The 10350-nt window shown below is 42.1% G+C and carries 12 protein-coding genes; 11 read left to right on the top strand and 1 reads right to left on the bottom strand.

Features of this window, described 5'->3' with window-relative positions; all coding sequences use genetic code 11:
• The first annotated feature begins 183 nt into the window (after positions 1-183).
• The 9 genes from B5F80_RS10780 to rfbC (B5F80_RS10740) are packed head-to-tail and all read left to right on the top strand — an operon-like array spanning position 184 to position 8416.
• Positions 184-1449 carry a hypothetical protein gene (locus B5F80_RS10780; RefSeq protein ID WP_087478826.1) on the top strand — a complete coding sequence of 422 codons (1266 nt, stop codon included), beginning with the start codon at positions 184-186 and terminating at the stop codon, positions 1447-1449.
• 52 nt (positions 1450-1501) lie between these two features.
• Complete coding sequence (rfbA, locus tag B5F80_RS10775) at positions 1502-2389, top strand: glucose-1-phosphate thymidylyltransferase RfbA (RefSeq protein WP_087478825.1); 888 nt, start codon at positions 1502-1504, stop codon at positions 2387-2389.
• Between the two features lie 30 nt (positions 2390-2419).
• Positions 2420-3682 (top strand): AAA family ATPase, encoded by a 1263-nt coding sequence (locus B5F80_RS10770; protein WP_087478824.1) that lies wholly within the window; start codon positions 2420-2422, stop codon positions 3680-3682.
• A complete protein-coding gene (locus B5F80_RS10765; RefSeq protein WP_204246398.1) occupies positions 3679-4332 on the top strand; it encodes a DUF4276 family protein in 654 nt (217 codons plus the stop codon). Before B5F80_RS10770 ends, B5F80_RS10765 begins: the two co-directional genes overlap by 4 nt.
• A 49-nt stretch (positions 4333-4381) precedes the next feature.
• A complete protein-coding gene (rfbB, locus tag B5F80_RS10760) occupies positions 4382-5401 on the top strand; it encodes a dTDP-glucose 4,6-dehydratase (RefSeq protein ID WP_087478823.1) in 1020 nt (339 codons plus the stop codon).
• A gap of 18 nt (positions 5402-5419) precedes the next feature.
• A complete protein-coding gene (rfbD, locus tag B5F80_RS10755) occupies positions 5420-6346 on the top strand; it encodes a dTDP-4-dehydrorhamnose reductase (RefSeq protein ID WP_087478822.1) in 927 nt (308 codons plus the stop codon).
• Between the two features lie 29 nt (positions 6347-6375).
• Positions 6376-6927 (top strand): dTDP-4-dehydrorhamnose 3,5-epimerase, encoded by a 552-nt coding sequence (gene rfbC / locus B5F80_RS10750; RefSeq protein WP_087478821.1) that lies wholly within the window; start codon positions 6376-6378, stop codon positions 6925-6927.
• A 43-nt stretch (positions 6928-6970) separates the two neighbouring features.
• Positions 6971-7900 (top strand): NAD-dependent epimerase/dehydratase family protein, encoded by a 930-nt coding sequence (locus B5F80_RS10745; RefSeq protein WP_087478820.1) that lies wholly within the window; start codon positions 6971-6973, stop codon positions 7898-7900.
• A 27-nt stretch (positions 7901-7927) separates the two neighbouring features.
• The gene (rfbC, locus tag B5F80_RS10740) at positions 7928-8416 is read left to right on the top strand and encodes a dTDP-4-dehydrorhamnose 3,5-epimerase (RefSeq protein WP_255376429.1); all 489 of its coding nucleotides are present in this window, start codon (positions 7928-7930) and stop codon (positions 8414-8416) included.
• 164 nt (positions 8417-8580) lie between these two features.
• Here rfbC (B5F80_RS10740) and B5F80_RS10735 read toward each other — a convergent pair whose 3' ends face one another.
• Complete coding sequence (locus B5F80_RS10735; protein ID WP_087478818.1) at positions 8581-9000, bottom strand: hypothetical protein; 420 nt, start codon at positions 8998-9000, stop codon at positions 8581-8583.
• 226 nt (positions 9001-9226) lie between these two features.
• On the opposite strand from B5F80_RS10735, the gene B5F80_RS10730 reads away from it, so the two are divergent.
• The gene (locus B5F80_RS10730; protein WP_087478817.1) at positions 9227-9805 is read left to right on the top strand and encodes a bZIP transcription factor; all 579 of its coding nucleotides are present in this window, start codon (positions 9227-9229) and stop codon (positions 9803-9805) included.
• 193 nt (positions 9806-9998) lie between these two features.
• Positions 9999-10274 carry a hypothetical protein gene (locus B5F80_RS10725; protein WP_143747185.1) on the top strand — a complete coding sequence of 92 codons (276 nt, stop codon included), beginning with the start codon at positions 9999-10001 and terminating at the stop codon, positions 10272-10274.
• Positions 10275-10350: the final 76 nt, after the last annotated feature.

The raw sequence follows: 10350 nt of genomic DNA, 5'->3' as shown, positions 1-10350 counted from the left end.
CATGAACATGAAGCACCTACAGGCGGCTCTGGAGGATACCTCCATTGCTGGGTGACTTCACTCATATCAGGGCCTGCAAACCATTTTGCGAAAAATACTTGACACTACCTTTATGTATCCAAATTTATTGTATATTAACCTTTGTTTTAGTATATGAAAAATGATTGTTGAGGTATTTATATTATGAAAAAGTATAAGCTGAATGAAGTTTATGGTATTTCTAGGGATGTCCCATTAAATTATGTGGAACGAGAAAGTGTAGATAAAAAATTCAGGAATAATCTTAATCGAGATAAACATATAATAATTTTTGGAAGTTCAAAGCAAGGAAAAACTTGTCTTAGAAAACATTGTCTAAATTCAGATTCTTATATCGTTGTGCAATGTAGCAATCGGTGGAGTTTAGCTGAGTTAAATTCTAATATTCTCAAACGGGCAGGATATGAATTAGAAATATCATCAAAGACTTCGACAAGTGGAAAAGCAAAAATTCTTGCCTCTGTGAAAGCAAAATTAGGTTTTATTGGGACAGAATTAAGTGGTGAGACAGAAAATTCAGAATGCAAAGAAACTACTTGCCAACAGCTCGAATTGGATGTAGAAGATGTGAATGATGTGATTGCTGCATTGGAAAAAATTCACTTTAATAAAATTATTGTATTAGAAGATTTTCATTATTTAAAAAATGAAATTCAAAGAGATTTTGCAATTGAATTAAAAGCTTTTCATGAAAATTCAAAATTATGTTTTGTAATTGTAGGTGTGTGGTTAGATGAAAATAAATTAGTTATTTATAATGGAGATCTTACTGGCCGTGTAGTATCTGTTAATGCTGATTCATGGTCCAGTGAAGAGATGCGTTTAGTTATAGAAAAAGGAGCTCAACTCTTAAACATTTGTTTTGAAGAGGATTTTGTTAGTGAATTGATACAAAGATCTTCTGATAATATATATATAATTCAAGAAGCTTGCCATCGTGTATGTATTGAAAATAACATACAGGAGACGCAAGAACAATATAAAATAATTGGAAATAAAAATGATGCAGGTAAGTTTGTGCAGGAAATTGTGAAAGAACAATCCGGAAGATATTATTCTTTTCTCACAAATTATGCAAGTGGATTTCAAGAAACAAATCTAGAAATGCATAAATGGTTATTATATCCGGTTATTATTGCTGAAAAACAAGAATTAATAAAAGGCTTATCATATCGTGCCATAAAAACAAAACTAACAGAAAAACATCCTCGGGGACATGATCTTAATCCAGGTAACTTGACTCAAGCTTTAAAAGCAGTAGTCTCTTTACAAGTTAATAAATCGATTTTACCTATTATAATGGATTATGATGAATCAAATTTAAAATTACATATTGTGGATCGGGGATTCATTATATGGGTGGCTACTCAGGATAAGAATGAGTTACTAGAGTTAATTGGAGTGAAATGAATTAAATAATATTTATCATGAGCATTTAGTATTATATTTATGGAGTGTTCATATGAAGGGAATTATATTAGCCGGCGGTAGTGGAACTCGTTTATATCCACTAACGATGGTAACATCAAAACAATTACTGCCCGTATACGACAAACCGATGATTTATTATCCCTTGTCTACCTTGATGCTGGCAGGGATTCGGGATATTTTGATTATTTCTACGCCTACGGATTTGCCGAATTTTGAGCGGCTTTTGGGTGATGGTTCGCGGTATGGGATTCATTTGAGCTACAAGGTGCAGCCGTCGCCCGATGGGCTGGCTCAGGCCTTTATCTTGGGTAAAGAGTTTATTGACGGCGAGCCTTGTGCGATGATTTTAGGCGATAATATTTTTTATGGCGCCGGGTTGTCCAAGCATTTACAGGCTGCGGCAGCTAATGAGCAGGGCGCGACGGTGTTTGGGTATTATGTCGACGATCCGGAACGGTTCGGCGTCATCGAGTTTGATGATGACGGCAAGGCTATTTCTATTGAAGAAAAGCCGGAGCATCCGAAGTCCAATTATGCTGTCACGGGCTTGTATTTCTATGACGAAAAGGTCTGCGAATATGCCAAGAAGGTTAAGCCGTCGGCCCGGGGTGAGCTGGAAATTACTGATTTGAACAAGATGTATTTGGAACAGGGACAGCTCAACGTCGTTACCTTGGGACGGGGCTATGCCTGGCTGGATACGGGGACGGTGGCCAGTCTGAGCGACGCCTCTGATTTCGTAAAGGCTGTAGAGACGCGGGCCGGCGTTCAGATTGCGGCCTTGGAAGATATTGCCTATATGCACGGCTGGATTACAAAAGATATATTGGAAGAAAGCGCCGAGAAATACGGCAAGAGTCCTTATGGGCAATATTTAAAGAAAGTTGCTGAAGGACGGTTTCGTAGGGATATCCATTAATTAGTTTTGTTAAATGGAAGGAATTTTATTATGGACCAATTTGTACATATTCAGGGAATTAAAATTAAAAATTTTAAAGCGTTAAAAAATGTAACACTCGGTCGATTGTGGAATACACAAGATACACATCAGTTAACTCCTTTGACTGTAGTAATTGGTAAGAACGGTACTGGTAAAAGTTCACTAATGGACGCGTTTGGCTTTTTAGCGGATTGCTTAATTCATGGAGTAGAAAGTGCTTGTGATATAAATGGGCGAGGAGGGTATGAGAAAATTCATTCATTAGGAACCCCTGGCCCTATTGAATTTGAAATATATTATAAAGAAAATCGTAATAGTCGGCCTATTACGTATGAAGTTGCAATTGATTTGGATAAAGAACATCGACCCTATGTACTTCATGAACGATTAAGACAGCGTCGAAGTGGGCAGAGTCATGGACGGCCTTTTTCGTTTTTGTTTTTAGATGAAGGTGAAGGCCGTGTATGGAAAGGAAATGCCGATGGAACACAGGAGGATGATGTAAAAAATATTTTAAGAGAAGAATCCAATGATAGTGAAGCTGTTTCTATGGATGATAAACGTAAATTAGGAATTGCTACTCTAGGTGCGTTAAAAGCTCATCCAAGAATCGCTGCTTTTAGAAAGTTTATAGAAGGATGGTATTTGAGTTATTTTATTCCTGATGCAGCTAGAAGTTTGCCATTGGCAGGGGCACAACGACGATTAAACGTACATGGGGACAATTTAGGAAATGTTGTTCAATTTATGGAGCGAGATTATCCAAAGGAATTTCATAACATTTTAATTAGTATTGCAAATAAAATTCCGGGCATTCGGAAGATTGATACTGTAAAAACGCCTGATGGAAGGCTTTTGTTGCGTTTCAATGATAAGGGGTTTAAAGATCCTTTCTATGCTCAACAGATGTCAGATGGTACATTAAAAGTTTTTGCGTACATGATTTTATTAGCTGACCCAACCCCGCCTCCTTTTATATGCATTGAAGAACCAGAAAATGGATTATACCACAAATTATTAGAAGTGTTGGTTGAAGAATTAAGGCTGCAAACAAAACGCGGAAAATCTTCTCCTCAGATATTTGTTACGACGCATCAACCATATTTGGTAGATGCATTAAATCCTGAAGAAGTCTGGATTTTGAATAAAGAAAGTGATGGTTTTTCTACTATAAAGCGGGCTAGTGATATTCCTTTAATTAAGAACTTATGCAACGAGGGGATTCCTTTAGGTGGTCTCTGGTATAGTAATTATTTGGAGGAATATAAATGATACATATTGATTTTTTGGTAGAAGATATTTCTGGAAAAGTTATGCTAGAAAATTTACTTCCTAAAATTATTCCTTCAGATCGAGCTACATATAAGGTTAATCCTTATAAAGGAATCGGACGTTTGCCAAGTAAAAAGACGTCTGCAAAGGCAATAAAACACCGGCAACTTTTAGATCTGCTTCCAAAATTATTGAACGGATTTGGACACACGTACAATGGTTGGGGCAACGCTCCTCGAGGACATGTTGTTGTTGTCTGTGATTTAGATGACAATAATTTGCTGGAATTTAAACAGCAATTAGAAAGTATTTTAGAAGATTGTTATATAAAACCTAATGCTTCTTTTTGTTTTGCAATAGAAGAAGGCGAAGCTTGGTTCTTGGGAGATAAAGATGCAATAAAATCGGCTTATCCTAATGCTAATTTAGGGATTTTAAATACATATGAGCAAGATTCAATATGCGGGACTTGGGAAAAATTGGCGGATGTAGTTGGTTTTGAACGGAATCATAAGGAGTATCAAGAAATTGGAGCAGCAAAGCGGAAATGGGCAGAGACAATTACACCTTTTATGGATCTTGAAAAAAATCAGTCTCCTAGTTTTCAATATTTTGTTTCAACACTAAATAAAATTTTATCTACAGAATGAGTAGCTGTTTTCGGGATTTTGGATTATAGATAAGGGAGCGAAATGCTACATGAATATCATCATTACCGGCGGTGCCGGATTTATTGGCAGTAATTTTGTATTTCACATGCTTCAGACGCATCCTGAATATCGCATCGTATGCTTGGATAAGCTGACCTATGCCGGGAATTTGTCGACGCTGGAGCCGGTTATGGAGAATGGAAATTTCCGCTTCGTCAAGGCTGATATTTGCGACCGGGCAGCAGTGTATCAGCTGTTTGAGGAAGAGCATCCCGATATGGTTGTCAATTTTGCCGCTGAGTCCCACGTCGACCGGTCTATTGAAAATCCGGGTATCTTTTTGGAAACCAATATCATGGGAACAGCGGTACTGATGGATGCCTGCCGGAAATACGGCATTACGCGCTATCATCAGGTGTCGACGGACGAAGTATACGGCGATTTGCCCTTAGATCGGCCCGACTTGTTCTTTACGGAGGATACGCCGATTCACACGTCCAGCCCGTACAGTAGCTCTAAGGCCGCGGCTGATTTGCTGGTTCTGGCCTATCATCGGACCTATGGACTTCCTGTGACGATTTCCCGCTGCTCCAACAACTACGGGCCCTATCATTTCCCGGAAAAGCTGATTCCCCTTATGATTATCAACGCTCTTCACGACAAGCCGCTGCCGGTATACGGCGACGGCCTGAATGTGCGTGACTGGCTGTATGTAGAGGATCATTGCCGGGCTATTGATTTGATTCTCCATAAGGGTACTGTCGGCGAGGTGTATAATGTAGGCGGCCACAATGAAATGAAAAATATTGATATCGTCAAGCTCATCTGCCGAACCTTGGGCAAGCCGGAAAGCTTGATTCAGTTTGTGACAGACCGGAAAGGTCATGACCGGCGCTATGCCATCGACCCGACGAAGATTCATCGCGAGCTGGGCTGGCTGCCGGAAACGAAGTTTGCCGACGGTATTCAAAAGACCATTCAATGGTATGTAACCCACGAAGATTGGTGGCAGCCTATCGTGTCCGGGGAATATATGGCGTATTACGAGAAGATGTATGGCAATCGATAAGGGAAAGGAGCCGATAGGATGAAGGTATTCGTAACGGGCGTTTGCGGCCAGCTGGGCCACGACGTCATGAATGAGCTGGCGAAGCGGGGACATGAAGGAATCGGCAGCGATATTGCGGCGCAATATGCGGGCGTGAAGGACGGTTCGGCAGTGGTGTCGATGCCCTATGTTCAGCTGGATATAACTGATAAAGAGGCTGTGCAGCAGACGATAGCAGCAGTGCATCCCGATGCGGTAGTACACTGTGCGGCCTGGACGGCTGTCGATATGGCCGAAGACGATGACAAGATTGATAAGGTACGAGCTATTAACGCCGACGGGACGAAATATATTGCCGAAGCCTGCAAGGCTGCCGGTTGTAAGATGATGTACATCAGCACGGACTACGTCTTCAACGGGCAGGGAACGGAGCCTTGGCAGCCGGACTGCAAGGATTATCAGCCCCTCAATGTATATGGACAGACGAAGTTGGAAGGGGAAGTGGCCGTAGCCCGTACGCTCGATGCCTATTTCATCGTCCGCATCGCCTGGGTATTCGGCTTAAACGGCAAGAACTTTATTCGGACGATGCTGAATGTCGGCAAGACGCATGATATGGTCCGCGTTGTAAACGACCAAATCGGCACGCCGACGTATACGCTGGACTTGGCCCGTCTTCTCGTGGATATGATTGAAACGGAGAAATATGGGTATTACCACGCTACGAATGAAGGCGGCTATATTTCCTGGTATGATTTTACCTGTGAAATTTTCCGTCAGGCTGGATATACGACAAAGGTCGTGCCGGTGACGACGGCGGAATACGGATTATCCAAGGCGGCGAGACCCTTTAACAGTCGGCTGGATAAATCTAAATTAGTGGAACAAGGATTTGCGCCGCTGCCGGATTGGCGTGATGCCGTAGCCCGGTTTTTAGCGGAAATACGGAACGAAGTAAATGAATGATAACGTGCTACTATGTGGGAGGAACGACAATGAAGGTGACGAAGACGAAATTAGACGGCGTAGTTATTTTGGAACCTCAGGTATTTGGCGATAACCGGGGCTTCTTTATGGAAAGTTGGAGCAAGCGGAAGATGGAGGAAGCTGGATTGTTTTACGATTTCGTACAGGATAACCATTCCTCATCGACGGTAAAAGGCACGTTGCGAGGCATCCATTTCCAAAAAGGCGAATGGTGCCAGGCCAAACTGGTGCGCTGCACTCGCGGCGCCGTTCTCGATGTAGCCGTAGACCTGCGCAAACATAGCCCGACGTACAAGCAATGGGTCGGCGTAGAGCTGTCGGAAGAAAACAAAAAGCAGCTCCTCATCCCCAGAGGCTTTGGTCACGGCTTCGTCACGCTGACCGACCACGTAGAATTCATGTATAAAGCTGATAATTATTACGCTCCTCAGGCCGACGCCGGCATCCGCTGGAATGACCCGACGATCGGCGTAGACTGGGGTATAGCAGATCCTATTTTGAGTGAAAAGGATACGAAGAATCCGTGGTTTGCGGATATTGAGGATGAATTGGAGTTTTAGGAAACCGTATCAAGGATTATTTTTGATATAGAAAGTGAGACTAATGAAGATATTAGTAACCGGTGGAGCGGGATTTATTGGCTCGCATTTTGTGAGAAACGTGTTAAAGCACGGGGATATTCCTATTGTATTAGATAATTTTAGCACTGGTTCATTATCTAATATTCCAGAAAGAGTTAGATATTATAAAATGGATATTTTAGATAATAAACTGGAAGATTTGCTTTATGATGAAGGCATCGACTCTATTGTGCATCTGGCAGGGCAGACGATGGTGGACTACTCTTTAAAATTTCCTTTACACGATATGAAGCAAAATATCGAAGGGATACTTCATATATTAGAAGCAATGAGGAAAACGAAGGTGAAACGTATCGTATTTTCTTCTACTGCAGCTGTATATGGTGATGTTGAAGAAGTGGATTTGCCTGTCAAAGAAAACCATTTGGTGCAGCCTATGTCTTTTTATGGACTGAGTAAATTAACAGAAGAAAAATATCTTGAGATGTATCACAAAATATTCGGTATAGATTATGTTGTGCTGCGCTTTGCTAATGTATATGGAGAACGCCAAGGAACTAAAGGCGAGGGTGGCGTTATTAGTATTTTTGCTAAATGTTTTTCTGAAAACAGGAACATTACGGTTTTTGGTGATGGAAAACAAACAAGAGATTTTATTTATGCTGGTGATGTTGCAGAAGGCATTTACGTGGCACTGCAAACCTCCAATATAAATACTGTCTATAATTTGAGCACACAGACTGAATCAAGTTTATTGGATGTTGTAAATGCTTGCAGTGCTATTTTACATAAGGAGATCAATCCGTGTTTTGAATTAGAGCGTAAAGGCGATATATACCGTTCTATGTTGTGTAATCGTAAAGCAAAAGAAGGTCTATATTGGGCACCTAAAGTGGATTTGAAGAATGGATTAAAGCGGACGTTAGCATACTTCTTAAATGACGAGCGCTAGGTGGCTAATGAACGGTAGAAGTAGTTATTGGAAAGCTGGAGCAAGCGGAAGATGGAGGAAGCTGGGCTGTTTTATGATTTTGTACAGGATAACCATTCCTCGTCGACGGTAAAAGGCACGCTGCGGGGCATCCATTTTCAAAAAGGCGAATGGTGCCAGGCTAAGCTGGTGCGCTGCACTCGCGGCGCCGTTCTCGACGTAGCCGTAGACCTGCACAAAAACAGCCCGACGTACAAGCAATGGGTCGGCGTAGAGCTGTCTGTAGAAAAGCTGTCTGTAGAAAACAAAAAGCAGCTCCTTATCCCCAGAGGCTTTGGCCACGGCTTCGTCACGTTGACAGACCATGTAGAATTCATGTATAAAGCCGATAATTATTACGCTCCCCAAGCCAACGCCGGCATCCGCTGGAATGACCCGACAATTGGCGTAAATTGGGGCGTGGCAGATCCGATTTTGAGTGAAAAGGATACGAAGAATCCGTGGTTTGCGGATATTGAAGATGAATTGGAGTTTTAATTAATTTTAAGATAAATTTAGAAGTATAGATATATTGAAGGATGAATTTTTAAATAACAAAAACTCTTATGCAAATACTGACATTATCAATTCTGCATAAGAGTTTTTGTTTCACTTCGTTAATGAAATTTTTTGTCAACCTTATATTGTCAGCAGATTGTTCCTTATTCTGGCTCGGCAATAAACGGAATACCGAAAGCTTTCATGAACAGCTTATTAAACACGTCTCGAGACGATGCGGTGGCTGTGGTGATGGGGAACCATTCTGGCTTTTTCAGGGTCAGGAGCCAGGCTTCTTTTGTTTCATAATTCAGCTTATAGGTTGTGCGGCCGATGTTTTTTGTCGTGCTGTCGGGCGAGACGAGGAAGGAGTTGACGGACAGGATGTAGATAGGCGGCGCATATTCGTCGATGGAAAGGGTGTCCACCAGATCAACTTGATAGTAGCCTTGATGCATGGCTGTCGGCGCGTAGTGAGGGCTTTCGTCGTAGTCGTTCCAGTCCATCGCTTGAGCTGCGCAGGGAAATAAAATGGCTCCGCTGATTAGGACGGCGGCAATGCCTTTTTGCAGGATGTTGGTCATAAAGGATACCTCCTAATAATAAGTGCAATTTTTGCTTATATTACTATTTATTATATTATTTCGTCAATAGGATGATTGCTGTATGAGCATCGTGTTTTGTTAATGTTTGCAAGTACGAGCAGTAAATATAAACTTTTTGGAAGGAATATTGATTTCTATATATGGGCAGATATATAATGATCGTAATCCAAGAGTGGATATATTTTACTGGAAAGGATGACTGACGATGCGGTATCAAAAGGTATCTAATATAATTATGACGGCTGTGATGGGACTGTGTGTTGCCATGGGCGCGCAGGCTGCCGACACGAGAAATCCAAGCCAGGAGCCCAATGTCGTTTCCAGCTATGAATACCAGTCTGTTTCCTATGGAAATACGGCTGACGGCAAGACCTATCATCGCGTCGTGACGAAGCGCAACGGCGTGACGGAATCGGATGTGACGACGGTCGATGGAAACGGCGGCGTTCTGACGTGGGATACGGACGACAGGGGACGCCATGTGGAAGGCTATATGAACGGCATCCAGCTGAAAGACGGCAACGTGACGGCGAATACCATAGCGGCGAAGCATGTGCAGGCTTCCGGTGCGGATTTAGGAAATATATACGGCAGACGCGTGGAAGCACCGACAGGGACGATTGGCGGCGTTGCCTTTGCAGGGCAGGGCGTTGTGACTGGAATACAGACGGATGAAACCGATCCGACGTCGGCAGTCAGCGTAGCGTACTTGCAGCAGAAGTTAGCTGAGCTGGAAGCGGAAAACCAAAGGCTGCGGGAAGAGCTTGAAGCCTTAAAAAAGTAAAGATATAACTTCACATAACCTAAGAGCATCCTTTTGTTTTTGTGCGTCAGCGCTGTAATTGATGAGGATGCTCTTTTTTTATCGCTCCAAGTTCTTGCTGTTGGTCGTTGTTTATGATATATTTATAAAATATTTACAATATATTTACGAATGACAGCGGCGTCTTGCTGAACTGCCGGGAGGGAGAATGGTTGTGTTGAAAGAAGGGAATTCGATGCCGGAATTGGCGTTGAAAATCGGCATTGTCGTATATTTTTTACTGATTGTTCCCGTGGCGTTTGTCATGCCGGAGCATCTGGCTTGGGAAAATGGCCCGTTGGAAATACTGCAGAACATCGTTTTATTTTGCGATGTCGTGCTCTGTCTTGTCTTATTTCGTAAAACGGCAGGGCAGAAATTTCATCTGATCTGGTTGTCGGGAGCTGGATATTTTCTGTTGGTTAATTGTAAAATGAATTTGAACAGGTAATCAAAAAAACAAAAATCCATAGTGAAGCTTCATGTTAAAATGGTTTTGCGAGAAATCATCAACAAAGGAGCAATCA

This window comes from Megasphaera sp. An286 (genome assembly GCF_002163455.1).
Classification (GTDB): Bacteria; Bacillota; Negativicutes; order Veillonellales; family Megasphaeraceae; genus Megasphaera; species Megasphaera stantonii.
Note: the sequence above shows the minus strand (reverse complement) of the source record. Positions and strands in the feature narration are given on the sequence as shown.